Annotated in this window: 20 protein-coding genes; 10 read left to right on the top strand and 10 right to left on the bottom strand. The window is 43.7% G+C overall.

The window, feature by feature from the left end; translation table 11 throughout:
* Window positions 1-4: 4 nt before the first annotated feature.
* Both A3EU_RS29845 and A3EU_RS0108415 read left to right on the top strand, forming a co-directional pair.
* Window positions 5-2,218 carry a phospholipase D-like domain-containing protein gene (locus A3EU_RS29845; protein ID WP_083937321.1) on the top strand — a complete coding sequence of 738 codons (2,214 nt, stop codon included), beginning with the start codon at window positions 5-7 and terminating at the stop codon, window positions 2,216-2,218.
* Window positions 2,219-2,325: 107 nt separating this feature from the next.
* Window positions 2,326-3,066: a tRNA1(Val) (adenine(37)-N6)-methyltransferase gene (locus tag A3EU_RS0108415; RefSeq protein ID WP_020535702.1), complete on the top strand. Its 741-nt coding sequence runs from the start codon at window positions 2,326-2,328 to the stop codon at window positions 3,064-3,066.
* 174 nt (window positions 3,067-3,240) lie between these two features.
* Here A3EU_RS0108415 and pfkA read toward each other — a convergent pair whose 3' ends face one another.
* Together pfkA and A3EU_RS0108405 are read right to left on the bottom strand one after the other, a co-directional pair.
* A complete protein-coding gene (pfkA, locus tag A3EU_RS0108410; RefSeq protein ID WP_020535701.1) occupies window positions 3,241-4,227 on the bottom strand; it encodes a 6-phosphofructokinase in 987 nt (328 codons plus the stop codon).
* A gap of 11 nt (window positions 4,228-4,238) precedes the next feature.
* A complete protein-coding gene (locus A3EU_RS0108405) occupies window positions 4,239-5,084 on the bottom strand; it encodes a hypothetical protein (RefSeq protein WP_020535700.1) in 846 nt (281 codons plus the stop codon).
* A 203-nt stretch (window positions 5,085-5,287) separates the two neighbouring features.
* Here A3EU_RS0108405 and A3EU_RS0108395 point away from each other — a divergent pair, with 203 nt between their 5' ends.
* The 4 genes from A3EU_RS0108395 (at window position 5,288) to A3EU_RS0108380 (ending at window position 9,795) form a co-directional block, all read left to right on the top strand.
* On the top strand, window positions 5,288-5,782 hold the full coding sequence (locus tag A3EU_RS0108395; RefSeq protein WP_020535699.1) for a TRAP transporter small permease subunit: 495 nt from the start codon (window positions 5,288-5,290) through the stop codon (window positions 5,780-5,782).
* Window positions 5,783-5,794: 12 nt separating this feature from the next.
* Window positions 5,795-7,099: a TRAP transporter large permease gene (locus A3EU_RS0108390; RefSeq protein ID WP_020535698.1), complete on the top strand. Its 1,305-nt coding sequence runs from the start codon at window positions 5,795-5,797 to the stop codon at window positions 7,097-7,099.
* 126 nt (window positions 7,100-7,225) lie between these two features.
* Window positions 7,226-8,413, top strand: coding sequence for a hypothetical protein (locus A3EU_RS0108385; RefSeq protein WP_020535697.1), 1,188 nt, complete (start codon window positions 7,226-7,228; stop codon window positions 8,411-8,413).
* A gap of 356 nt (window positions 8,414-8,769) precedes the next feature.
* Window positions 8,770-9,795 (top strand): SGNH/GDSL hydrolase family protein, encoded by a 1,026-nt coding sequence (locus A3EU_RS0108380; RefSeq protein ID WP_020535696.1) that lies wholly within the window; start codon window positions 8,770-8,772, stop codon window positions 9,793-9,795.
* 34 nt (window positions 9,796-9,829) lie between these two features.
* On the opposite strand, the gene A3EU_RS0108375 is transcribed toward A3EU_RS0108380, so the two are convergent.
* Window positions 9,830-11,398 carry a hypothetical protein gene (locus tag A3EU_RS0108375; RefSeq protein ID WP_020535695.1) on the bottom strand — a complete coding sequence of 523 codons (1,569 nt, stop codon included), beginning with the start codon at window positions 11,396-11,398 and terminating at the stop codon, window positions 9,830-9,832.
* Between the two features lie 96 nt (window positions 11,399-11,494).
* Between A3EU_RS0108375 and A3EU_RS0108370 the strand changes: the two genes are divergently transcribed.
* Genes A3EU_RS0108370 through A3EU_RS0108355 form a run of 4 tightly spaced genes read left to right on the top strand, consistent with a single transcriptional unit; the run spans window position 11,495 to window position 16,498 of the window.
* The gene (locus A3EU_RS0108370) at window positions 11,495-12,361 is read left to right on the top strand and encodes a UbiA prenyltransferase family protein (RefSeq protein WP_020535694.1); all 867 of its coding nucleotides are present in this window, start codon (window positions 11,495-11,497) and stop codon (window positions 12,359-12,361) included.
* Between the two features lie 49 nt (window positions 12,362-12,410).
* A complete protein-coding gene (locus A3EU_RS0108365; protein WP_020535693.1) occupies window positions 12,411-13,829 on the top strand; it encodes a B12-binding domain-containing radical SAM protein in 1,419 nt (472 codons plus the stop codon).
* Window positions 13,830-13,852: 23 nt separating this feature from the next.
* Window positions 13,853-15,319: a glycosyltransferase family 39 protein gene (locus A3EU_RS0108360; RefSeq protein WP_020535692.1), complete on the top strand. Its 1,467-nt coding sequence runs from the start codon at window positions 13,853-13,855 to the stop codon at window positions 15,317-15,319.
* A 3-nt stretch (window positions 15,320-15,322) separates the two neighbouring features.
* Window positions 15,323-16,498, top strand: coding sequence for a hypothetical protein (locus tag A3EU_RS0108355; RefSeq protein ID WP_020535691.1), 1,176 nt, complete (start codon window positions 15,323-15,325; stop codon window positions 16,496-16,498).
* Here A3EU_RS0108355 and A3EU_RS0108350 read toward each other — a convergent pair.
* The 7 genes from A3EU_RS0108350 to A3EU_RS0108320 all read right to left on the bottom strand — a co-directional run bounded on the left by A3EU_RS0108350 (window position 16,471) and on the right by A3EU_RS0108320 (window position 24,516).
* Window positions 16,471-17,478, bottom strand: a complete 1,008-nt coding sequence (locus A3EU_RS0108350; protein ID WP_020535690.1) for a sulfotransferase family protein — start codon at window positions 17,476-17,478, stop codon at window positions 16,471-16,473. The two genes, A3EU_RS0108355 and A3EU_RS0108350, sit on opposite strands and share 28 nt — an antisense overlap.
* Window positions 17,479-17,480: 2 nt before the next feature.
* Window positions 17,481-18,125: a methyltransferase gene (locus A3EU_RS32630; protein WP_169433331.1), complete on the bottom strand. Its 645-nt coding sequence runs from the start codon at window positions 18,123-18,125 to the stop codon at window positions 17,481-17,483.
* Between the two features lie 47 nt (window positions 18,126-18,172).
* On the bottom strand, window positions 18,173-19,363 hold the full coding sequence (locus A3EU_RS0108340; protein WP_425412663.1) for a B12-binding domain-containing radical SAM protein: 1,191 nt from the start codon (window positions 19,361-19,363) through the stop codon (window positions 18,173-18,175).
* Window positions 19,364-19,698: 335 nt separating this feature from the next.
* Window positions 19,699-20,766, bottom strand: a complete 1,068-nt coding sequence (locus tag A3EU_RS32625) for a glycosyltransferase (protein WP_156825705.1) — start codon at window positions 20,764-20,766, stop codon at window positions 19,699-19,701.
* Window positions 20,767-20,802: 36 nt separating this feature from the next.
* Window positions 20,803-22,272 (bottom strand): ArnT family glycosyltransferase, encoded by a 1,470-nt coding sequence (locus A3EU_RS0108330; protein WP_156825704.1) that lies wholly within the window; start codon window positions 22,270-22,272, stop codon window positions 20,803-20,805.
* Window positions 22,273-22,282: 10 nt separating this feature from the next.
* A complete protein-coding gene (locus A3EU_RS0108325; protein WP_020535685.1) occupies window positions 22,283-23,050 on the bottom strand; it encodes a class I SAM-dependent methyltransferase in 768 nt (255 codons plus the stop codon).
* A 2-nt stretch (window positions 23,051-23,052) separates the two neighbouring features.
* A complete protein-coding gene (locus A3EU_RS0108320) occupies window positions 23,053-24,516 on the bottom strand; it encodes a B12-binding domain-containing radical SAM protein (RefSeq protein ID WP_020535684.1) in 1,464 nt (487 codons plus the stop codon).
* Window positions 24,517-24,523: the final 7 nt, after the last annotated feature.

Genomic DNA, 24,523 nt, shown 5'->3' with positions numbered 1-24,523 from the left:
AACAATGCTTAGAACATTACTTTGCCTTCTCGTCTCTCTCTCCTTCAGCATGGCTTATGCTCAAGAAGACATAGCAGATGTAAGAGGTATGTCTGAAGGCACAACAGTTACTATTCAAGGAATCGCAACCAATGGTGACGGTCTAGGAATTATTAGGTATGTCCAGGATGAGACAGGAGCTATTGCTGTGTATCCAGGAACCGGATCAGTAGGTGGCTTTCCTGACGCTGTAGAAAGAGGAGACTTGGTTGAAGTGACTGGTGCCCTTAAGGATTACAATGGTTTACTAGAGATAGACCCTGTGATGTCGTACAATGTCATCTCTTCGGGTAATCCGTTACCTGATGCTTTGGTAACCACACCAGCTGGTGTAGGAGAAGAAACGGAGTCAGAGCTACTTCAAATTAATGGTGTTACTTTCACTGCTGGTGGTAGTTTGTTCTCTGTTGGAAATTATGAATTTACCGCCAATGGAGAGGCATCAGAAATTTATGTCCGTACTGGCCATAGTTTGATTGGGACTGAGATCCCTTTAGCAACTGTTAATTTAACAGGTATAGCGTCTCAGTTTAATTCAATCTATCAATTATTACCAAGAGATATTAACGATTTAGAAATCGCTGACGATTTTTATTTGACATCAGCTCCTCTTCAAACGGACCTTTCAACAAGTGGTTTTACCGTGAGTTGGGAGACTAATGTAGCAGGAAATTCAACAGTTAGATACGGTACAACAGCTACTGATCTGAATGAGATGGTTGCGGCATCGGATATGACAACAACCCACAGTTTGGATGTTACAGGCTTGGAGCCAGCTACCTTCTACTACGTTGAAGTATCTTCGAATAATGGAACATCAACGGTGACATCAACGCAGCAAATTTACAGTACGGCCTCTACGTCTTCTGGTGTGATGAAAATCTATTTCAATGGTGGCGTTGATCCAAGTTATTCTACCGGTAATTTTCCTACAGGCACAACAGGTGCTGCTCTTGAAGGTGAAATTATTCATAGAATAAATGAAGCTCAGGTTTCTATTGATTGTTCTATCTATAATATTAATAGAACGACCATTGTTGCTGCTTTGACAGATGCCCATGAAAGAGGTGTTGTTGTAAGGTATGTTGCGGATAATGAAACTGCTAACCTAGCGCTACAAAACCCTGCTCCCCCGTTTCCAGTAATAAGAGGAAATCAAGATGGGTTGATGCACAACAAATTTTTTATTTTTGATGCAGATGACAATGACAATTCGTGGGTAATGTCTGGTTCTACCAACATGACGGCCAACAACATTGCGACTGATTATAATAATACGGTCTTCATTCAAGATAAAGCATTGGCTAAGGCTTATACTTTAGAGTTTAATGAAATGTGGGGTTCAGAAGGTGCTTCGCCTGGTGTTTTTTCTGCATTGTTTGGCGAAAATAAGACCAATAATACTCCGCACACATTCCTGATCAATGATATCGTTATAGAATCTTATTTCTCACCTTCAGATAATACAACGATAGGTATTGCCAAGGCCGTTGAAAGTGCAGATACCGACCTTGAATTTGCCTTGTTGGTATTTACAAATAACGAATTGGGGTCTGCTGTGCTAAGCGAGCATAATAGCGGTGTAGCAGTGCGTGGAATTATTGATCAAGTGAATAGCCAAGGATCTGAATTTGATTTCTTAGTTAATCAGGGGGTCGATGTAACAGAGGATAATACAACTGTTCAGACACACCACAAATACTGTATCGTTGATGCTACCAATGTGAATTCTGATCCACAGGTTGTTTTGGGTTCACACAATTGGTCGGCTGGAGCAGAAAACAGCAATGATGAAAATACATTGATTGTTCATGATGCCAATGTTGCTAATATCTACCTGCAGGAATTTGAAGCAAGGTGGTGTGAAGCACATGGTGGCCAAGATTGTGTAGCAACGGATGTTGACGAGCAAAGTGTAATAGAAGGTGTTGAGTTAGCCATCTACCCAAACCCGGCACGTACGACTACAACGGTCAATGTTACACTAGAGAAAAAGGAAGATTTGGTTTTGAATTTACTCGACTTTAGAGGCGTATTCCTACAGAGCATTGTTATAAACAATGTGCAAGGCGAGTATACGGAATCTTTGGATGTACAGTCGCTACCAGCTGGACAATACATCATTCAATTGCAAATTGGAAACGAACAAATGTCACGGGTAATTCAAGTCGTGAAATAAGAGCAGATCAAGATAGATCAGCGCAGTTAAATACACTCAAATAAAGCCTCCAGACACAACAAGCTGTCTGGAGGCTTGTTGTAAGTACCCGTATTAAAATGATAGTAATGGCTAAACCTGCCTCTAGTAATGTTTTTCAATTTAAGCAATTTGCTATAGCACAGGATCGGTGTGCCATGAAGGTAGGTACCGACGGTATTCTGCTGGCAGCTTGGGCCAGGGTGGGGGAGGTTCGGCAAATCCTGGATATAGGTACAGGTACCGGCTTGATTGCTCTGATGTTGGCGCAAAGACAAACTCAGGCCCAAGTCATTGGCATAGAAATAGACGAGGGAGCGGCTGAGCAAGCTCGGGATAATGTTGCTGCAAGTCCATTTGCAGATCGAGTGGAAATTATTCAAAGAAGTATTCAGGATTACACCCCAACCGCTGCTGGAACGTTTGATTTGATAGTGAGTAACCCTCCGTTTTTTACTGGTGGTGTAATTTCCGAACAAGAAGGAAGAGCAAATGTACGGCACACCGTAAAGCTATCTCATCAGGATTTACTGCGCAGCGTACAGCGACTATTGGCACCAGCGGGGAGTTTCTGTTTGGTGCTGCCCTGGCTGGAAGGTTTGCGTTTTATGGAACTCGCGAAAAGCTACCAATTATATACTTGGCAAAAAATCAAAGTCAGCCCTAGTCCTGAAAAATCACCCAATCGCCTTTTGCTTTCCTTACGTAAAACTCCGCCTCCTGGCGATATGCCTGAAGACGGAGCTTTGAGTATTTATGCTAGAGGCGGAGCTGATTCACCTCGTAGTGCAGCCTACCAAGAGTTGACCGCTGATTTTTTTATTAGATAGGGCAACAAGTATAACTTAGAAGTGGCTACGTAATTAGTACTGTCGCGCAAGGCGTAGCCTGGAGCTTGCCGCATTCCGATCTTCCATCGGAAGTGAGGACAAGTGATGGCCGGAAGCGATAGCGACCAAACAGCCCGGTGCAGCAATGCCATTGCCTGCATGGCCCAAAAAGCTTTAAATGGCCAAGATTTCAGCCATTCTAACCAAATTTTGATTAGGCTTCTTCTCTATCGTGATCGCGTCAGTAAATGGTGTAAAGACGACTTCGTTATTTACCAAGCCAATCATGACATTGCCCTGGCCAGCCAAGAGCCCTTCAACTGCGCCGAAACCTAAGCGACTGGCCAAAAGCCGGTCTAAAGCAGAAGGTGATCCTCCGCGTTGCATGTGGCCAATGATAGTGACTTTGGTATCGTAAAAACTAATAGCGTCTTGTACTTTTTGTGCGATCTCTGCTGTTGGGCCAAGTTTATTCCCTTCCGCTACTACAATGATTCCAAACATCTTTTTGCGCTTCACACCATGGCGAAGCAACTCAATAAGGTGTTCCATATTGGTGTCTACCTCTGGAATCATCACATTACCAGCACCACTGGCAATACCCGTAGAAAGTGCAATAAAACCAGAATTCCGGCCCATTACCTCCACAAAGAATAGTCGGTTATGAGAATCAGCAGTGTCTCTAATTTTGTCTACAGCTTGTACGGCTGTATTGACTGCAGTATCGTAACCAATCGTGTAATCGGTACCAAACAAATCATTGTCAATGGTTCCAGGGATACCAACAATAGGAATGTCGTACTCTTCCGAGAAAACTTTGGCCCCAGTAAAGGTACCATCTCCACCAATGGCAACACAGGCATCTACATCGAAAGCCTGGAGTGCCTCGTAGGCATTGCGTCGACCTTCAGGCGTCATGAAACGTTTGCTACGGGCAGTTTTGAGGATGGTTCCTCCCCGGTAGATGATATTGCCAACATCACGGATATCCAGGCGGTGAAGGTCACCATCAATCATTCCTTCATAGCCATTGTGGATACCAAAAATATGTAAATCATGGTAGGCCGCAGTACGCACTACTGCACGTATGGCTGCATTCATACCAGGAGCATCGCCACCTGAAGTGAAAACGGCTATTCTTTTTATTTTTTCGTTTGGCATGATAGATTTATTTAGTGTGCAAACTCACGATGATAAGCAACCAAGTTGTCGATAGGTTGCTTGATGAAAATACCGTGGTGCATTGCTCTTTCTGTAAGTACAATTTTGAGCATATCTTGAAAAACGTAAGCAATAGAACCAATGAAATGCACTGGTAACTTTAGGTGACCGGGATATTTACGAACATGCCGATCAATGAATTCTGCAAAAGAGCGATAGAGGATACGCTGAATAAAGGGATGATCAACGTGCTCAGACATGAAACGTGTGAATGACGCCAGGTAAACGTTTGGAGGTGTACCGTCGTAAACAGTATCAAGAATTTTTTGCTTGCCGCCGCCTACAAAAACTTCAAAGGCCGCCTCTAGTTCTTTGGGGAGTTCCCGGTAGAAATAATGGCGGATAAGCTTTTTACCCAAGTGGGTTCCGCTACCTTCATCACCACAAAGGTAACCAAGGTTGGTGACGTTGTCGATCACATCTTTGCCATCATAAAGGCAAGTGTTAGAACCTGTGCCGATGATGCAGGAGATACCAGGGTCATTGCCGCAGGTAGCCCGAGCAGCCCCAAGGAGATCGTGATGAACATCAATTTTAGCATTTGTGAAGACGCGCTTTAGACCGTTTTCAATAATGACTTTGCGTTTTTGGTCCCAACAGCCAGAACCGTAGAAATAAATTTCTGCCTCTTGTTCGAGGTCTACAATCCCCTTGAAGGCTTTGTTTACTTCTTGTTCGATCTGATCACTAGAGTGAAAAACAGGATTGAAACCCATGGTATGGAGGCTGGTTTCCTCTTCACCTGATAAAAATTTCCAATCTGCTTTGGTAGATCCGCTATCGACTATGACTTTCATGATCACGGTAATATTGACTTGAGTTATTAGCTAAGCAAAGGTAGTGTAAATTTTACACTAAGTGGAGCTTTTAAGAGCGGAAAACTACTTGTAAAAGTTGTAAAAACCAAGGATAATTTTAATGATCTCTTTCAAGAAAAAGGAAAAAGACCAGAATAGGCTTTTCAGCAAATTAAATTTTTTACATTGCAAGAAAAATAATTATGGAGCGCTTGGCTTCCTGGATTAATCGGTTAAACGAAAGGGTAGGGCGGTGCGTTTCCTGGCTGACTTTGGGCTTGGTACTACTTGTATTTACCAATGTTTCTTTGCGGTACGTCTTTAATTTGCCGTTGGCATGGTCTAAAGAATTAGAATGGCATTTGTTTGCGCTGATCTTTCTATTTGGCGCAGGGTATAGCCTTCGGCATGATCGACATGTACGGGTTGACCTTTTTTATGAAAAAGCAGATAAGGCTGACCAGCGACGCATCAATTTTTGGGGCACACTTATTTTTCTAATTCCTTGGTGTTTGGTGCTCATTTATTCAGGTTGGAATGCAGCAGTAGATGCCTGGAAAATGGGAGAACGTTCTCCGGAGGCAGCAGGATTGCCGAATTTATGGCTCATCCAATTTGCTTTACCCTTGGGAATCGGTTTGTTATTGTTACAAGGCATTGCCGAATTAATTCGCTCACGAACCGATGTGTCGGAATAAGCTCTTTATGTCATGGAGATACTTGCCTTATTGCTTTTTGTTAGCATATTTCTACTCATTTTGTATGGTTACCCTGTCGCGTTTACGCTGGGTGGCTTATCCCTGATTTATGGTATTTGTTTTTTGTCGCCAGATGTTGTGAGCTTACTGCCCCTGCGCATAGCAGGAATTATGGCCAAGGAGGAATTAATTGCCGTTCCGTTATTCGTTTTTATGGGGATTATGCTGGAAAAATCGGGACTAGCTGAGCGATTGTTAGAAACGATGGCATTGCTGTTTGGGCGAATCCCTGGCGGCTTGGCCATTGCGGTCATTATTGTTGGAGCCCTATTGGCCGCAAGTACCGGTATTGTAGGCGCTACCGTAATTACGATGGGTTTGATTAGTCTGCCTACAATGCTACGGAGAGGCTATAAGATAGAGTTGGCCACGGGGGTAATCGCCTCTTCGGGCACCTTGGGGCAAATCATACCGCCTTCCATAGTCCTTATCTTGCTAGGGAGTGTTCTGAATGTTAGTGTTGGACAATTATTTGCAGCAGCGCTCTTGCCGGGTTTTTTACTGGTTGTGGCTTACATCTTTTATGTGTTTTTATTGGCTCGGGCCAAACCAGGATTAGCGCCAGCAATGCCCCCGGAAGAAGTTGCGGAATTTAGAGCATCGAATTACTGGCAACGGCTGTTTAAAGCATTTTTCTTGCCTTTGTTGCTGATTGTTGCCGTTTTGGGGTCGATTTTAGGGGGGATCGCATCGCCTACAGAGGCTGCAGCTGTAGGAGCCGTAGGTGCGATGGTGCTAACGATTATGGAGAAGCGCTTCAACCTGGAAGTATTGAAAGCTGTAATGCAGCAAACTACCCATCTTACCACTATGGTGTTTGTTATTCTTCTGGGAGCAACAACCTTCTCGTTGGTATTCCGTGAATTAGGAGGAGATCGCTACTTGGTGGAACTTATTGAGCAAGCCGACCTCTCTACCTATGCTTTCCTTGCAATGGTGATGATCTTGATTTTTGTAGCTGGATTCTTTATTGATTTTATCGAAATTATCTTCATCATCGTTCCTGTTGTGGCACCTATATTCGAGGCGATGGGTGTCGATCTGGTTTGGTTGGGTATCCTTATTGCGCTCAATTTGCAGACTTCTTTTCTAACGCCACCCTTTGGGTTCTCTTTGTTTTACCTCAAAGGTGTCGCACCTCCGGAAGTTAAAACAGGGCATCTTTATCGGGGTATTATTCCTTTTATCATTATTCAAGCCATTGTACTCGTGCTCATCATTATCTTTCCTGAGATGTTGAGTTGGATTAGTATATAGTGCATGGAGTTTTTATTTGGTGTTTAAGTCTCCTAAATTTCACAACCTCTTTTTCAAGAAAGGGAAATGGAAACGAATTAACTAATAATCAGGTTATTTGTTTTCGATTGACTCTAAGTACAAAAAATGTTAGAGAATCTGAAAACTAAGGCTTCACTCTTCTTATGCCTTTTTCTGTTGACGACCTGCTCTCCGCAGCGGCAGGTAGCCTATCCATTGCCCAACCCTGTTTTGGTAGCTTTTAACCATCAATTGGATTTTACTAGTTGGAGATATACGCTCGAAAAAGATACTTCCATAAGTGCAACAACGGTAGATGGAGGACTAGTTTTGTTTTCGAATACTATGGGGGAAATTTTTCGATTTTGGATCAATGATAGTTTGTTAATCGTACAGTTGGATGCCACTTATAGTTTTCCGCTTTTGGGTGTAGGCGATCAGACGATTTTTGAAACTAAAAGGCGTCGAAGTAATGCTAATCTAGCAAGTAGAATAAGCGACCTGTTTCCAGAAGAGGTATATTTTAGTACCAGTCCTGTTTATGATGATCCAACGACAATTTCCATTACTGGTAATACTGATCTGTTTCAGATTGAAAGAGAACAATTGCATCCAGTGGATTCCTTGACGTGGCACAGCTCGGCATTTGATGAGGAAGTAAGTTATCGGTTTGTTGACGGTCGTTTGCAGGGGCAGTTTGCGACACTTGATAGCCTGGGGTTGTTGCAAATAGGTCAATTTCAGGAGGGCACTGAATTTGGCATTTGGGAATATCGTGATACCCTAGGAAAGTTGCAATACACAGAGGAATATGCTTTGGGCGGAGAACTCCAAAAGGTCCGTTATGAGAAAGGAGCTACATTTACCAGAGGAAAACCCTTGCCTACCCTCAGGTATCTATGGATCATTCATAGGATCATGTTTGGCCTATTCTGCTCCGTGAGCGCCTATGTGTTGTTTCGGTACTTCCGTTCCTTAAGGCGTTTTCAAAAACCATACGGAGGTGAATCAGCAATGCAAATATTTTCATCCATTCTCATTGTGTCCCCTATCTTAGCTTTAGGTATGGGGATGGTTGCCGTGTTCTTAATAATGGCAATCAGCAGTGGGCTAGGGCCACTTTTGGGGTGGGATTTGCCCCTTCACTTTCTAGATGTTTTGCAAGGACTTTTAATTTTCCCAATTATTGAGTGTGGATGGTTGTGGATCACCCATAGGTTCAATGATGCCATTTGGCACGGTGCCTTGGTGGTGTTGGCCATTTTGATTTTGGGGGAATGGCATTTTTTAACAACGCTAATTGAAATTATTTAGATGTTTTTTAATTTTACTCATTTGTAATTTTCTTCTTTAGCTAGTTTTAGCTGTACAATCACTCATTGAAACCTTTACGTCAAAGAAGGAGAAAAGCTTGTAGCCAAAATTGTTTGGCAATGAATAACCAATACGTAGTTTTGGCCTGAAGGGGTAGCTAGTGGCCTGAAATCCTCATGTAGCTATGGCTACATTCCGGTTTCAGCTCCTCGCCCAAGCACAAATAAATGGCGACTTAGTATAACGAAACTTACCAGTTGGTCCACTAGGTCAATAGCTTATCCTGTGTTTTCTGAGGAAACGATTTTATAGCTACCACCTTATTGCTGGATACAAGGCCAAAGAAAATCACTAAAATGCTGGGTAACAAAAGCTTGAGTTTTAAAAGGGTAGGGGGGGCAATTGGATATGTTTTATTCCTGGGAATAGCCGTTTTGTGCTTACTTGAGTTGTGCTTCAGAATGTACGTGGTCGATTTTTATGGTAGCAACCTAGCTGGCTTGAATACAAGCGCAGACTTTTCCGGAACCAGTGTTTTGGTCATTGGCGATTCTTTCAGTGCAGATCAACGAAGTTATGTAAAGGGCCTGCGGGCAAAAATGCCAGATCAAAGCATTGTGAATGCGGCGATTCCTGGCACTTGCATCCGGCAGCATCAACTATTTGCAAAAAAACGGTTGGAACAATTTACACCTGATCTATTGATTTATCAGGTTTATGTAGGCAATGATTTGCTCGAATACCGACATCCTATAGACAGTAAGGCCATTAGCGTTAAGCGAAAAGCATATTGGTGGTTGGCTGACCGGTTTTTAGTTTTAGGTTACCTCAATGCCAGAATGCTGGGATTTAAAAGAGTACGGACAAAAGAGGAAGATTTGGCACGGGAACCCAAATCTGATGCCACATATAGTGCCGAATCCTATAATCAAAGGACTAAGCTATTGCTAAAGGCGGAGTCTGCCTTGATTCAAAACTCGGTCTTGTTGCAAGGGGGGAGAGCGGAGGATATGAAAGCCTTTTGCGCAGATATTAAGGACATGTTAGACGATGTGCCTTCCGCTACTAAAGTAATCGTACTAGTGATTCCTCACTGTGCTCAAACTGGCGAGCTGTATCTGGAACGCATGGAGGAATTGGGGGCAATTCCAGCTGATCATGCTGCTTTATTGGCTGAAGATTATCCCTTTTTTGATTACTTAAATGCAGAACTCTCGACGAGTAATTGTAGCGTAGTCAACGCTTTGCCGTGGGTGAAAAATGCAAGTAGAGAGGAGCTGTACTTCTATCCTAATGACCCGCACATGAATGAGGTGGGACAGCAACGCCTTGCGGATTCCTTGTTTCAGTTATTGGAACAACAGTCTTGGGTACCTCAGTAACAGGAATGCCGATTGTTGAGCTTGGAGTGTAGTATCAATGAGGGTAAACTTCCGGTGGCTGCTCATAGTAGGAAGTATTGATGAGCTTATCCAATTGCCCGGTATTTAGTTCATAAATGGCGTTCCATCGTTCCTTGCTCCACAGTTCTCCTTGAGTGATGAGTTGCACCTTTTCGTAATAAGTGGCCAGAGGGCGATCTGTGAATTGGTCCGTACCTGATTTTAAACTTTCTAAGTACCCTTCCGGAAGTTTTCTAAAGTAGTGGCCAACCCGCAAATTGTCACGCCTCTCGGCAGGGAGCCGTGCCAGAAGAGGGTCGCTCAAGGCCAATTGGTCAACAATGTACACTTTAGGCCCGGCCTGGTAGCCACGCATTCCTATGGCCACTTGCACCTGCCAATCTTCAATGGTGTCAGAAGGATTGGCACAGGCATCTTGTTTTAGCTGCTGCTCAATTTTAAAGACGGGATCCCAAAAACGTAGGTCTAGAAAACCGGAGCGTTCCCAGGCAATGCCTTTTTCATCGACTATGCCATGTGGATAGAGTACACGTTCATTGCCTTTTCGGTCATCGTAATAACTAGGGCGAGTATGTAAGGGGTGGTAAGGTTGGAGCAGGCTTAGCAAGAAAACCAGAAGCGAGGCCCGAAAGACAATTTTTTCAGGTAACTGTAATTGACTGAGAAGCATTACCGCCAAGATAAAAGGAACACTAAAAAAGCGGCCACTCATAAAGTCTCCACCTACGGTTGCAATGTAAAACAAGTAGAAAAGCAAACCAATTGCCCAGCATTTGTAGAGCCAGTTGCTTTTACGGAGGCAGCGTAAGATGGTTCCGGAAATACAAAGCAAAGTTGGCCAGTCATTCTGTAGTGAATCCAGGAAATAGTAAGCTCCTTGTGTTAGCATACTCATGGCAGGCAAGCCTGTTTGTGCCTTGGCATAGAAGGTGTTTGGTACAAAAGAGCCGTAGTAAACCAGCGAAAAAAGCTCCCACAACACAAAAGGAATACTGCCCAGCAGCAAGCCCTTAAAGTTAGCCCAACGAGGTTGTTGGGCAATTACCCAAACAAATACAGGTAGTAGCAAGACCGCAAAGTCTAACCTAACCATGACGAGCAAACCTCCCAAAAGGCCCAGTAGCCACGTTGAAACATCCTCCTGCTGACGCCACCGATCCATTTGAATAAAAAGGAAGATCATTAGAAAATGAGCCAAAGGGTTTTCCAATCCCGAGGTAGAATAATCAATGAATGCTTTAGAAGAGATCAATAACAAAAGGGCTGCATGGGCAAGCTTAGGCGTAGCAGCGTGTTTCACCAATAGGTAAGCAGTAGCAGCTGATAAGGTCACACTGATTCCCATTACCGTAAGGAAAGCATGATGGCTGATCCAATAAAAAGGAACGAGCAGAATCACCCACAACGGATGCGTGAATACTTGCACCCGCTCGGTAATATTCCAGCGGAGGCCATACCCGTGGGTGAAATTGTAGATGCTTCTAAAACTGATATAGATATCATCAGACATCCAGGCATTCAAAACCACCAATAGTAAATAGAAACCGATTAATATCCAGCTAATTTTTCCAAGTGCTCGCATTTTCCAAAATTAGCACTTATATGGAATTACCTTACTTTTTATTAAAAACAAGCTTAAAACTGCTGAATACTTCTCCAACTTTGCGTTCTTGGCAGTATGAAGACCTTTGTTGTTCAATTTTCAAGGTTGTTGCGCGTTCGGCATTGGGTAAAGAACGGTTTTGTGTTTATCCCTGCCATTTTTGCCCGCGCATTAGGAGCGGATACTTTATGGGCGCTTCTGCTAGTCTGTCTGTATTTCTGTATCACCTCATCGGTCGTATACATTTTCAACGATNTAATCGACCTTGATAAGGATCGCCGGCACCCGACAAAACAGTTCAGGCCCATAGCTAGTGGGTACTTTACACCCAGGATGGCCCTTGCTTGTATGTTTATCCTTTTGCTGATCGTTATTGGAGGTGGTTTCTGCTTGCCGGAGCTTGCGCCGGTTATTGGGGCTTACCTTGTTCTAAATATTGCTTACACCTTGTATTTGAAATACCTGGCAATCGTAGATGTTGCTGTGTTAGGAATTGGTTTTGTTTTGCGGGTAGTGGCGGGCGGGATTTATGCCGAGGTTTTTGTGTCAGAATGGTTGGTGGCTATCGTTTTTCTATTGAGTACAGCTTTAGGATTTGCAAAACGCCGGCACGATCTGGCGATTGCTCCGGAGGTTGCGCTAGAATCCCGGAACGGGCCTACTTATACACTACCTTTCTTAGATCTTGCTATTACGATTATGCTCTCTATTACACTGATGGCCTATGTTATATACTCGCTTTCCCCAGTGGTGATGGAACGATTGAATTCCGATAAGATCTATCTTACTTCCTTTTTCGTTTTTCTTGGTATTTTACGCTACTTATTACTTACGCTTGATGAGAAATTTTCAGGATCACCTGTAGAGATCATCTATCGTGACAGGGTGTTACAGTTTATTATACTGGGCTGGGCCGCTACCTTTTATTTCCTTATTTATTAGAGGGAATGCTACTTGCTTTTAGGGCAAAAATCCTTAATCAACTACAGTGATGACTAGAAAGAAGGTCGTTTTATACAATCCTAAGGCTGTTTTTTATGATATGCCGCTTGCGCTATTGGCGATTGGTTCGATGCTTGATCCAGCTCATTATGAAGTAATAATTATTGATGGCAGAGTAGATGATCGTCCATTAGAGGCATTGTTAGAAGCTACAGAAGGGGCATTGTGCTTTGGTGTTACTTCTCTAACCGGTAACCCTCTGCGTGATGCATTGAAGGTAACAAGAACCGTACGTGCCCGTCATCCCAATATTCCTATCATTTGGGGAGGGTGGCATACCTCATTATTTGCGGAAGAAACTTTGCGTGATGAACCCGCGATTGACATCAGTGTTCAAGGCCAGGGCGAAGGTACTTTTCGAGAACTCGTTGCTTGTCTTGAGAGTGGAGCTGATTTGGCAAACGTCAATGGTATTTGTTACCGAACAGCTAAAGGAGAGATTGTCAAGAACCCTGGCAGAGCACTAGAGGATATGAATTTATTGCCCAGGGTGAACTACGAATTGATTGATGTCGAGAAATACTTCAAAGCCAAAAAGCAGCGCCAGTTTGATTATATCAGCTCAGCGGGCTGTAGATTTCGTTGTACTTTTTGTGCTGATCCATTTGTCTTTAGCAGGAAATGGACGGCGATTGAGCCTGATAGAATGGGTGAAGAATTGGAGTATTGGCATAAAAAGTATCAATTTACTGACCTGAATTTTCAGGATGAGACCTTTTTTACTAAGCGGCAACGCGTAACAGCGATTGCACAACAATTCCTGGACCGTGATATCAAAACTACCTGGGCAGGAACAATGAGGGCTGATCAGGGTGCCAGGATGAGCGAAGAAGAGTTTGATTTGTGTAAAGCTGGCGGACTCAGGCGCGTCTTGGTAGGAGTGGAGTCGGGGTCCCAGGAAATGATGGACTGGTTGGCCAAAGACATCAAACTTGAGCAGGTGTACGAAACTGCCCAGAAATGTGCCTCCAGAGATATCAATGTGATTTTTCCCTTTATTGTCGGTTTTCCTGATGAAACAGATAAAAGTGTTTTAGACTCACTTCGCGTTGCTCGGGAATTGAATAGTATGCACCCAGGGTTTACGACACCTATCTTTTTCTTTAAGCCTTATCCTGGTTCTAAAATTACCCAGGATGTAGTTGCTAAAGGCTATCAACTTCCTCAAACTATCGAAGATTGGGCAGATTTTGATTATATCGGCTCATCTGGCCCATGGGTAAGTGCCGAAAAATACAGAATGGTGGACCGCTTTAAGTTCTACAATAAGCTGGCAGGAAGAAAACGGAAATGGTATACCGCTCCTGCTCAATGGATAGCGGGCCTACGGTGTGATTCATTGTTTTTCGAATGGCCAATGGAAAAGATATTGGCAGATCGCTTAATTCCAAAGCAGCAGTTGTCTTGATCAGCGTACACTAAACCTAAAGAATGTTGGTTTTACCATCGAATCCAAATGGGAAGAATCTCTCCAGCGCTGTAGTAGCGTTATGCTTTTTAATTGTATTTCCGTTAGTGATTTGGATACTGCTACGCTTATTTGACTTCAATGGCCTCTATGGACAAGATGCTTACGAATACTTGCGATATGCGAATGCGCTGGTAGACTGGCTGGAAAACGGGAATCCTCCCGGCGACTATTTCTGGCCTGTCAATTATCCTTTTTTCGGTGCAATAGGCGGCTACCTTACGGGCAATACATTGGCCTGCTTACAGCTCATTTCTGTATTTTCATTAACAGCTACAGCATTTCTGGTTTACCTAATTCTGGGAGACTTTACAGGAAAGGATAAGAATATATTGTTCTTGTATTGCTTTTGCTGCTGTGTAATGGCGCCATTTTTGCTTCGATCAGCCTTGTTGGTAATGTCTGACAGTATGGCCATTTTGGGTGTTGTGTGCTTCTATTATGGCCACTTTCGTTATGCGGAAACGAAGCAAGCGAAGTGGCTCCTTTTATTGTCTGCTGCCGCGGGAGCTGCCGTGATGACACGTTATGCTTTAGCGATATTCTTGGTGCTTCCAGCCCTTCATTTGCTTGTCTTGGTGTTTAAAAACCGTCATTGGTACCTTTTGTTTCCGGCGATTGTTTTAGCTGCTTTGTTTTTGATTCCTCATGGATGGATTCGGTACGAAGAGCCCTTTGCGTTTTTAGGACACAATTACTTGGGCGAATGGTCCTGGCAGCACTGGTTTCAGCGTGTGTTTAGCAGGCAAGATGGCCAAGTTGCCTACCGATTGCCGAATGTGCTTTATGCGTTTTCCTACGTTTATCATCCTGGTTTCTTTTTGCTTGGAGCAGGGGTATTACCATTTGTAAAATGGAGCGACTGGAAACCAACAATCCAAAGAATAACACTTTGCTCTGTTCTCTTGTATACCTTTTTTATTGCGGGGATCGGTTTTCAGAACCAACGTTTTTTACTGCCTTTGTTGCCGCTTGGCTTGATCTTGTTTTATCCGGCGTTTTTACGGAGTTGGCAGTGGTTGCAAACAAAAATCAGGCTGCAGCGCAAATGGGTTTTTATGGGCTTGGTGAGTCTACAGTTGGTATTGTTCGTTTACTCGTTTAATACCGTTTGGTTAATGAACAGGATCGAAAAAACGATTGCTACAAGCTTGCAAACCTATCCTACTGACAACCTGTATTGTTTCTATCTTTACCCCGCCCTGGAGAGTTATCAGGTGCCTCAAAAACTGATTAACTTATGGAAGGAACCCATTACGGCCTATAAGATTCAAAGTTATGTATTGTTTCACCCATCAAGATTCAACCACCAGTGGGAAGGCCACACCTTGATGGAAAACTGGGAGTACTTACGAAAGAACTATTATCTGGAGGAGCTAGAATCGTTTCCTGATGGTTGGGTATTGTATCAAATAAAGAATCAAAAATAAAGAATGCGCCTGACCGCTAAAATAGTGCTACCTGTTTTTACCAATGGCCTGCGTACTGTTGTTATCAGTATAGGCAATCTACTCATTGCTTGGCTTGTTATTCGGCAAACTTCTGCGGAAGAATGGGGTACTTTTGTCCCTTACTTGGTGGGAATGGGTTTGGTGACGCATGTGCTTGGGTGGGGCAATAAGGAGTTTTTATTACGACAGTTTAGCCTGGACGAAAAAAACATAGCCAGCGCTTTCTATTCAAGCCTGGGAGCCAGAGCGAGTTTATTGGTGGTTGTCAGCTTCGTAGGTAGTTTTTTGGCGCCTATCGGAATACCCGTCACCTGGTTGTTAGGCTGGTTGGTCGCTTTCTTTCTATACCAAAGTTGTGATGCATGGATCACTTATCAGAAGGCCTTTGGATTGGCGGCATTGGTAGATGCTTTAGGCCTTGGGCTCATTGTTGGTGCGTTGTTTTTACAACCTCAAACATCCTTTTCCGCGCCACTATATTTGATTGCATTGTATGCTATGTCTTACACTTTAAGGTGGTTGCTGCTATTCTTTTTGATAGGCTTGCCCAAGTTGCCTAAAAAGGGAACATTTAAGGTTTTTGATTTAAAATACTTGTCTACTGCGGCACCTCTTTTAGTGGTAGGTATGGTAGGTCTGTTGAGTAGTAAGATGGACCTGTATGTAGTCACTTATACGCTTGACGCGGAAAGCAGTGGCCAATACCAAATCCTTACGGGCGGGCTCAATTTTATCCGAGCAACGGCAGGTTTTATCGTCTACGCTTTCATTACGGATATTTATAAAATGAGTAAGGCCGATATTTCGCTACAGCTCAAACGATTAACTGCTTTGGGAGTGGGGATTAGCCTTGCCGGGGTTGTTGCCCTATCGCTATTGTTTAAGTACGGCCTTGATTTGGCTTTCGACTTCGAGATATACCTTGTGGCAGTGTTTTATTGTCTACCTACTTTTGTGATTATCCTTTGTGTAGTTTATCTGTATCGGATTAAAAAAGAAGCGATTGTTATTCGCTATGGCATCATAAATGCTGGTGTCAACTTTACGCTCTCCTTGGTACTGTTGCCGGTTCTAGGTATCCTTGGTGGTTTGCTTGCTGGTTTTATCAGCTTGTCCATTACGGCTGTCCTTTACCTATTGGCCTTCAATCGCAAGTAATTCCAACTCTTTTTTAAAACCTCTCGCCAATAGTAGGTCTTTAGCGAAAAATTCAGGCGAGCCAATACCAGCTGAATATGATATCGCATTGGCCATTTGGCCGTTTCGCTAGGTAATTCATAATGGGTGTTACTTATGCTTTTTCCTAAGAAAGTTTTCACCCATTGGCGTTCAAAAGGACGGAGTTCGGTCAGGTACTTTTGGGTGCGATTGCTTGAGATAGGATTGGAAAGATGCTGATGGATGTTTTCGAGAACGGGGGTGTTTTCACGAATTAGATCACGGTTATAGAAATCAAGCATGCCTGATTCATAATTTACCTGTAGAAATTGGCAAAGTTGTTGGAGTTCTTTTTGTGGATTCTTGACCAGCTGTTCGTAATAAACGATGTAAGCCTTGCCTGGAAATAAGCGTTCTAACTGCTTAATGGCTAATAGCCCACGCTTGACAAAGATTGCGGCTTTCTGTAGCAAGCGAGAAGCGGAATAGCTTCTGCTAACACTAGATTTTTGAAAAGATTTTAACAAAGAACAGGTGACGTCCAGTGGATGCCGGACAATTAAAATGATTTTAGCCTGGGGGCAAACCTTATGGATAGTAGAGAGGAAGTAAATATTTTCAGGTGTTTTTTCACCGAAGATTTTCTTACCCTTAGCGGAAAGGTAGCTTTCTCTTAACGCATTTAATAGTTCAGTGGTGCTGCCGGAGTAGGAAGAGTGTGCTGCCTGAAAAGCATTCATAACACTAAAGGCAGGGTCGTCAAAATCTTTCAAACGTTGGTTAAGTACAGCTATTAATTGTTCATACTGCCAGTCTTTTTTGATTTCTTTATTAGCTAAAACCCGATCAATAACATTGAAGATATTTGTCTCAGGACAAACAGCAATTTCAGAATGATGATCGAGGAGCAGTTGAAGTAAGGTGGTGCCAGATCGAGGCACACCCGCAATGAAAAATGTTTGCTGAGGAGGGGTTTTCATTACTACCTTTCTTGAATACTTTGAGCCTGTTCATGCTTTGTTTCCTGAAGCATATAAATACAGTGCTCTTCTCCCCATGTTTTACGCCGCTGGATGGGAATAAGCTCACTATTGTTTTGTTGAGCTATTGCACTGATGCTGGGGAGATCACAGGCATCTGTGAGGATAAAGTAAACGGTGCTTTCTTTGTAGGCTTTTAGTTGGGAAAACAAGGCTTTGAAATACTCGAAATTTTCGCCGCAAAGGAAAGCTCTTTCCTGGTCGTTCGTAGGAGCTTTGGCAAAATAGGGAGGGTTAATAAAGATAAAATCAAAGCTTTGTGCGGGAATAGCTGCGAAGAGATCAGAAGCAATCACTTTAAGTTCAAGCCCATTCCTTTCTGCACTGCGCTGTATGGAGCTTACCGCTGCTGGATTGATATCGCTAGCGGTTACAATGCCACCCATTTTGCTACAGCTTAAGGCCAGTAAACCATTGCCTGCACCTAGTTCCAAAACGGTGTTATTGGCCTCAATTTTTGTTTTTGCAAAATCGACAAAAGTACGTGTCGTTAGAAACCAGCGAGGATGAAATACACCGGGTTCGAGGCAGATCTCGATATCATCCATGGTATGCCAATGTTCACGGCCATTATACCATCGATACATTAGCCAAATAATGGGCTGCAATGCACGCCTTATTACCTTTTTGATCATTAGAATCCCTCAATTTCAGGTTGGCGATAGCGTAGCCAGAACTTCTGTAATGCCTTGATTTCGTAAGGGTATTTGTACCAGTTTTTTTGATAGCGAAAGGCCGCGATTACTCGCATTACTTTACGCTGAAAAGCGGATAGTTTGACATCGGTAGCAGTAGGGTAGTAGGCATTGAGTACGGTCTCGAAACCTTTGATTTTGTCTACCATTTCTGGTTTCAACCAAGGGGTAAGTGGATTTTTACGCAAGTCGAACGCCTGCCACTCTGGGCTGAGCCAATCCTCCAATGTTGTAGGGAATTTAAATCCGGCTTCCGTTATTCGACGGTAAAGGTCTGACCCTTCCGTAGGTACGGGGCTGTAGACGTAAATAATGATCTCTGTATCTGGATTGATGTCTTTGATTTCCTTGATAAAAGCAATGTCTGACTCAATCTGATTCATCACTTTTTCCGAGCTTTTGGCAGGCATGCCCAGCACAAAAGAATACTCGGGGATAATATCAAATTTCTTCATGCGGCCTGCAAAGGCCTTGATTTGCGCAGCGGTTTGTTTCCCGCCTTTGTCCATTTCTTTTAGGATTTCGTCATTACCGCTTTCTGCACCAAAGAAGATCATCCGACAGCCTGCTTGGCGCATGAGTTCCAAGGTTTCGTCACTGTACCGATCAATGGTGTCAATGCGGCCCTCACCCCACCAGACCATGTTTTCGTTGAGCATGAGGCGGCAAAATTCTGCCACCCGCTTTTCTGAAACAAAGAAGTTATTATCGTGGAATTCAATAGAATCTGCTCCGTATTCTCGCTTTAGCTTTTTGACATCTGCATAGATGTTTTGGGCATTTTTACCTTTCCAGCGAGCTTCGTAGATAGGGACAACTGCACAAAAAGAGCATTTGAACGGGCACCCGACGCTAGAGTGATAAGCAATGGTTCGCTTCCCTAAAAAAGTATTTGCGAGGTAACCTTGCAGCGGATAGAATTCGTTGAGATAATCGTAAGGCAATGCAGCTAAAGCATCTTGATCTAGCAGGTCGTTTTTACCATTTTGGATAATCTCTCCATCCGGGTTTTGNTAGATCAAATTCGAGATAAACTCGTAGGGAGTGCCGTTGTTGAGTGCATCCAGCAGGGCGGGAAAAGCTTTGTCTCCAGGGCCGTTGATGACAAAGTCAATATAAGGGGCACCCATGACGGCCCGGTATTGGTTGGCTGCAAAGTATCCTCCCCAAATATTAGTGATATGAGGATATTGCTCCTTGGCTTGCTTTGAAATAGGAATTGCCTGTTGTAATTGTGGCCCTGGCATGGCTGTTGTTCCCAGGTAACCGAACTCGCCGGTATCTAGATAGCTTTTGATTTTTAACCACGGATCTTCCTCCATGTTTCCGTCTACAAAAACATAGTCATGTGTGCCGTGTATTGAGGCCCCAACCTGCAATATGCTATTGGGAATGCGATGATTGTAATCAGCACTACGGGGATTGAATAGAATAACTTTATGAGCAGTCGGTTTGGACACAGTATTCAAGGATTTGTTGTTTGTTTTTGCGCAGTATAAAGCTCAAGGTACGCATCTGCGACGCTAGATAAAGAGAAATTGGTGACATTTTCTGCTTCAAAAAGCCGGTGAATTCCACCAATGATTGCTTCAAAGAGTTCTTGGCTATTAGTACCTACCACTGTATTACTAAGCTCCGGAGCGATGCCTACTGGGGTAGCGACCACTTGTGCCCCTTGCTGTAATGCCTCAACTAGCACAAAGCCAAAAGATTCATAAGAAGAAGTATGCAGGAAAACCTTGCTTTGCGCCATGAGTGACAATACTTCTTCTCGTGGTAAAGCCCCAGTGAAGGTCAGGTTATCAGCAAGACCTTTTTCTGTTGCTAATGCTTCCAGTTTTTGCCGTTCTGGGCCATCCCCAACCAGCAGAGCAGAAAAGGAAGGGATTGTTTTTTTGACTAAAACAAGGAGGTCAATAAAGTAATCGTATTGCTTTAAAGGAATAAGACTGCCTACGCCAATGACGTCATACTTTTTGCTTGTAGATGAGCTAATAGAATGCGCTGCGACTCCCCAGGGTATAATATAGTCCACTTTGCTACCTGTCGTTTTTTGAAATTGATCAGCATGAAACAAAGATAACCCCACTTTAGTCATTGATGTGGAAGGGAGGAGCTTGAGGTAACGATTCCCTGGCCGCGCATCTTGCCCCATGAGCGTCACAAGGTGATTGACACCAAAACGCCGGTTGGCTAAATGGGTAACCAAGCAGGCATCGGTCATCCAAAAGCTGTGTAGTAAAGCGGTGGGGTATTGCTTAAGCAATTTGGTGAGTTGCCGAAAAGCAGCAATGCGGGTACGTATTTTTGTAGCCGGTCCCTTTCTTGCACATGGGTATACCTGTGTACCGTGCCATTGGTAAGGCGTATTGTCTTTGGGATAATGAAGACTTATGATATGCAATTGAAGCCCATCGACCTTCATGAGCGCTTTTGCCAACAATTGCATCGGGGGGATGCATTGGCTATCCTGTTCGGTGGCCGCAAAACCCGGTGTTACCCAGATGATATGTTTTGTATTAATAGTCTCCACGGAGGATAGCTCGAATTTGATTTTATAAAGGTACAATTATTGATTAGGCTGCAATTCTAGACGATACAAGTAGTCCTTACCAGGTTTTAATAGTATGCTATCCAACTTTATAACGTTAAGCGGCAACTGTGTCTTAAAATCAGTTGCGATCTTTGGATCAACACAGAAGATATGGGTTGCGCCTTCTTCTTTTCTGAGCCTTTCCATTACCTCTGCTTTTGCGGCATTACTTTCCAAGGACCACCCCGTTCGTTGTGCCCTCGCTAAAATTCGAGGATTTCTGCAATCAAAATCTTGGTAAACAACAATAGGAAAATCACTTGTGGATGTATTGCTTTTTACTAATTGACTGATCTCCTCAAGAGCCTTTGGTCTGTCATAATAATTGTATTCGGCATAGCATGTACTACTAAGGATCAGCGCTGCAAGTACGGTCAATCCCCATTCGTTCTTCATGGAGCTGATATTATCAACTCCCAGGCCGGCCAGAATAGCAACAAACCCAAGAAAAGGGATTTGGTAATAATTATGAATGGCATTGAGGTTAAAGAAGACCAGTAAATAAATTAGCAATCCTAGTCCCCAAGCATAAAGAATAGGCATTTGCTGATCTGTTCGTTTCAACCACCATCCCGCAAAGGCTAATGGTATACCCATTGCTCCTCCAACCTCCAGTAGCATTCTGATGGAAATAACCTTCCAGTGGTAAAGGGAAATGCGCTGTTGCCATACCCCAAAATACCAGGAAGCGTTGTCCGTGAATTTGCGATAATGCAGGATGTAATCCCAATCAGGTGCGGCATCATTAACCAAGTAAGCATGCTCTCGCCAAAGTAAAAAACACATCAGCGGTAGGACAAAAAAAATGCTTCGAGTTATTAACCAGGTCAGCTTCTTTTGTTGCCAAGTATAGATTAGAATCGGGAGCGCCAGGTAGAAGATGTAAGGCACTTTTACGAGGAATGCAGGAATTGCTAACAGACTACTAAGTAACAATAAAGACAATGAGCTACGTGCTACCGCTTTCATAGCATAGTAAAACATAGCGTAAGCAAAGCCGAGCGCAAAAAAGTCAATATGGATAGCCCGGGAGTAGAATTGACTAAGTGGCAGTGCCAGAAAGATTAATGTCGCATATTGTGCGATGGTGATCGAAAACAGCCATTTCGTAATCCGATAAAAGTAGTAAACAGAAAACAAGAAGAACAAGAGGAAAACACTTCTGGATAGAAACATAGATGGCCCGATCCATAGCTGTAATTGCGCTACAATGGCTTCGGGAAGAGGGCATTCCAGGACTAGTTCTCCATGACTTCCCATCCAGGAAACCTGAGGGTGCATAATGTCAATACCGTTTTCGGTAAAATCCCAGATATAAAAAGCAGTATCGGCCTGCCGCCAATCATGAGGCAAGTCCAGCTGAGGTTGGAAATGTAAAAAGCGGATACCGATCAGCAAGAGGGTGAGTATCCAAAAGTGGGCGTACGAAAATGTTTGATGGTCCACCTTCACCGAGTCATGGTTTTGAGATGATTACCCAAGGGAATGGACTTTTGGTAGCTCCCAGTTTTCGTAGCACTTTGTTTGTCAGATTGCTAGGGTTGTATTGCAATTGATAGGAAAATTCACTCAAGGCTTCCCAGCAATGGTGGTGGTAATGGTCTTTCATGCTTGAGCTACCTTGTTCTTGGTAATAGGCTTTCGTTCTGGATTTGGCTTGAGCTACTTGCGTTGCAGCATAGATGGGGCTGTCCATGATGTGTAGCTCCCCTCCGGGACTTAATAAGCTTGTCAGACAGTGCATAAGTTTACTTAAATCAGGAAAATACTGAATACAGCTAACCAAAAGGATAAGGTCAAAGCTATGCTCTGGCAAGGTGGCTTTGAATATATCGCCGTAGGCAAAAGAACATTGATCACTTGCGAATATCCGATTGGCTTGCTCAAGTTCTGGAGTGTTAATATCCATGCCCAATACCTGGACTTCTTCGTTAGTAACCAACTGGTGAGTGAGCCAGCCATTGCCACAGCCCAAATCAAGGATGGATGACTTAGGTTGTTTCTTGAGTTGTTCCAGCAGCAGTTTCACATTGTGTTGCCGCAACTTCCATTCTCTGGCTTGAGGGTGCTCTAAAGGCAAATAGGGGAGTTGCTTGACTATTTCATCAGGATACAACCTACCTTCTTTAATACGTGCCTCCAGGTAAGCAGCCTCAAAGTCATTCTCTGGCGGCGTCAGATGTGTTAGGTTGTTTATTTCCGGGTAGTTATTGAGCAGTTTCATAGTTAGAAAACCTCTGCGGGCTCTGCGTCTCTGCGCGAGTTACCTGATTTTGAATACACCCCCTTTTTTATGCTTTTTTTGTACCAGAGCATACCAAGGCGAGCAACGACTACTTTTAGTTGGAGTTTCAATCCCTGTAGTTTGTTCTGTTTGCCAGCCAATTGTAGCTTATGTAATTGTACACTATTAACGACCCAGCGCACCGCGTAGTCATAGTATTTTCGTGGATAGGTTCGAAGGAAATCAATATCACGATCAGTACTAGAAAACCAATCGGGTTGCTTTGTGATTTTATCTTTTATATCCTCATACAAGCCCGTGCCTTTGATGGGATAGGCGATCGTAATCGTAAAATGATCGGGATTGGCCTTCTTTAAATGGTCGAGGGTAAGGTAGATATCTTCCTCTGTCTCACCGGGATAACCTAGCATGATGAAAGTGCCTGTTTCCATGCCTGCCTGCTTGGTCGAAATGGTCATTTGTTGCACCTGCTCGGCGGATACACGGCGATCCATGGCATCAATAATACGTTGTGAGCCACTCTCTGCACCAATCCAAATTCGAAAGCAGCCACTTTCCTTGAGCATGGTGAGGACTTCTTCGTTGAGTCGTTCCGCTCGGGTGATACATTCGAAAGGGATGACAGCATCTTGCCGAAGCACTTCATCGCGGAAGCTGGCCAGCCATTTGTGGCTAACGGTAAAAACATCATCGACAAACCAAACCTGATCGGGTTGGTATTCCTCTTTTAGCATTTTTAGCTCTGCAGCTACCTTGGCGGCACTCCTCCGTCGGTAGGATTGCCCATAAACAGCAGTACTACACCAGCGACAGGTGTAGGGGCAGCCGCGCTGAGTACTCACAGTGATCGAACTTCTGGAATGATGCTTTTTCCAAAGGTCTAAGTAGCGCTTTAGGTCGATCTTCTTGCGATTGGGCATCGGTAATTCATCCACCGCTCGGAGGTGCTTACGCGCTGGCGTCTGGGTTACCTTCCCGTCTTCATCAATAAAAGCCAAACCAGGAATGTGCCCAAAATGTGGCCGTAAGCCCTGTTCAACTGCTTCTACTAGCGCCAGCATACTTTGTTCGCCTTCTCCAATGACCAGGACATCAGCACCAGTTGCGAGGTAGTTGTCGATATTGTAGCGTAGGTCGGGGCCACCTAAGACGACCAGGCTATTGGCCAAAGTTTTTTGCGATCGGATGAATTTCAGGAGCGAAATGACCCCCAGTTTTGTTACCAGATTGGTATAGATGGCAATGATGTCGGGCTGCTGTTCTAGCAGGTAGGCTTGTTGGTCTTGAAAAGAAGAGAAAGTCGTGTCATAGACCTCATTGTCATAGCCATGTTGTTCTAGCCAGGCGCTGAGATACAAAAGGCCCAGAGGAGGATAAGGTTTGTTGATCTTCTGTTCCTTCTCATCCTCAAACATGTAGTAAGCATGGGTAAAGCAAATATTCATACGTCAA

This window comes from Lewinella cohaerens DSM 23179, assembly GCF_000379805.1.
GTDB classification, from domain to species: Bacteria; Bacteroidota; Bacteroidia; order Chitinophagales; family Saprospiraceae; genus Lewinella; species Lewinella cohaerens.
This window is presented reverse-complemented; position numbering and strand designations above follow the sequence as displayed.

Bases quoted from the DNA above. Each gene is read 5' to 3' on its own strand.
- A3EU_RS29845 (WP_083937321.1), top strand. From the start codon at position 5: ATGCTTAGAACATTACTTTGCCTTCTCGTCTCTCTCTCCTTCAGCATG.
- A3EU_RS0108415 (WP_020535702.1), top strand. From the start codon at position 2,326: ATGGCTAAACCTGCCTCTAGTAATGTTTTTCAATTTAAGCAATTTGCT.
- pfkA (WP_020535701.1), bottom strand. From the start codon at position 4,227: ATGCCAAACGAAAAAATAAAAAGAATAGCCGTTTTCACTTCAGGTGGC.
- A3EU_RS0108405 (WP_020535700.1), bottom strand. From the start codon at position 5,084: ATGAAAGTCATAGTCGATAGCGGATCTACCAAAGCAGATTGGAAATTT.
- A3EU_RS0108395 (WP_020535699.1), top strand. From the start codon at position 5,288: ATGGAGCGCTTGGCTTCCTGGATTAATCGGTTAAACGAAAGGGTAGGG.
- A3EU_RS0108390 (WP_020535698.1), top strand. From the start codon at position 5,795: ATGGAGATACTTGCCTTATTGCTTTTTGTTAGCATATTTCTACTCATT.
- A3EU_RS0108385 (WP_020535697.1), top strand. From the start codon at position 7,226: ATGTTAGAGAATCTGAAAACTAAGGCTTCACTCTTCTTATGCCTTTTT.
- A3EU_RS0108380 (WP_020535696.1), top strand. From the start codon at position 8,770: ATGCTGGGTAACAAAAGCTTGAGTTTTAAAAGGGTAGGGGGGGCAATT.
- A3EU_RS0108375 (WP_020535695.1), bottom strand. From the start codon at position 11,398: ATGCGAGCACTTGGAAAAATTAGCTGGATATTAATCGGTTTCTATTTA.
- A3EU_RS0108365 (WP_020535693.1), top strand. From the start codon at position 12,411: ATGACTAGAAAGAAGGTCGTTTTATACAATCCTAAGGCTGTTTTTTAT.
- A3EU_RS0108360 (WP_020535692.1), top strand. From the start codon at position 13,853: ATGTTGGTTTTACCATCGAATCCAAATGGGAAGAATCTCTCCAGCGCT.
- A3EU_RS0108355 (WP_020535691.1), top strand. From the start codon at position 15,323: ATGCGCCTGACCGCTAAAATAGTGCTACCTGTTTTTACCAATGGCCTG.
- A3EU_RS0108350 (WP_020535690.1), bottom strand. From the start codon at position 17,478: ATGAAAACCCCTCCTCAGCAAACATTTTTCATTGCGGGTGTGCCTCGA.
- A3EU_RS32630 (WP_169433331.1), bottom strand. From the start codon at position 18,125: ATGTATCGATGGTATAATGGCCGTGAACATTGGCATACCATGGATGAT.
- A3EU_RS0108325 (WP_020535685.1), bottom strand. From the start codon at position 23,050: ATGAAACTGCTCAATAACTACCCGGAAATAAACAACCTAACACATCTG.
- A3EU_RS0108320 (WP_020535684.1), bottom strand. From the start codon at position 24,516: ATGAATATTTGCTTTACCCATGCTTACTACATGTTTGAGGATGAGAAG.